This is a genomic window from Microcystis sp. T1-4, assembly GCF_000297435.1.
In the GTDB taxonomy this organism is placed as follows: Bacteria; Cyanobacteriota; Cyanobacteriia; order Cyanobacteriales; family Microcystaceae; genus Microcystis.
The window spans coordinates 1-504 of record NZ_CAIP01000383.1 but is presented as its reverse complement, the minus strand read 5'-3'; the positions used below and the strand labels follow the sequence as shown (position 1 = coordinate 504).

The 504-nt window shown below is 46.6% G+C and carries 1 protein-coding gene; it reads left to right on the top strand.

The window, feature by feature from the left end; all coding sequences use genetic code 11:
• Nucleotides 1–504, top strand: a 504-nt coding sequence (locus tag MICAI_RS17730) for a WD40 repeat domain-containing protein (RefSeq protein WP_039900482.1), incomplete at both ends; no start/stop codon positions are given.

Genomic DNA, 504 nt, shown 5'->3' with positions numbered 1-504 from the left:
AGTGAGCGGTAGTGTTGACAAGACTATCAAACTCTGGAATGTAGAAACAGGCAAGGAAATCCACACCCTCAAGGGGCATGATTGGGTTGTCACAAGCGTTAATTTTAGTCCCGACGGCAAGACTTTGGTGAGCGGTAGTCGGGACAAGACTATCAAACTCTGGAATGTAGAAACAGGCCAAGAAATCCGCACCCTCAAGGGGCATGATAACCATGTCACAAGCGTTAATTTTAGTCCCGACGGCAAGACTTTAGTGAGCGGTAGTTGGGACAAGACTATCAAACTATGGAATGTAGAAACAGGCAAAGAAATCCGCACCCTCAAGGGGCATGATAGCGGTGTCTATAGCGTTAATTTTAGTCCCGACGGCAAGACTTTAGTGAGCGGTAGTGTTGACAAGACTATCAAACTCTGGAATGTAGAAACAGGCCAAGAAATCCGCACCCTCAAGGGGCATGATGATCTTGTCACAAGCGTTAATTTTAGTCCCGACGGCAAGACTTT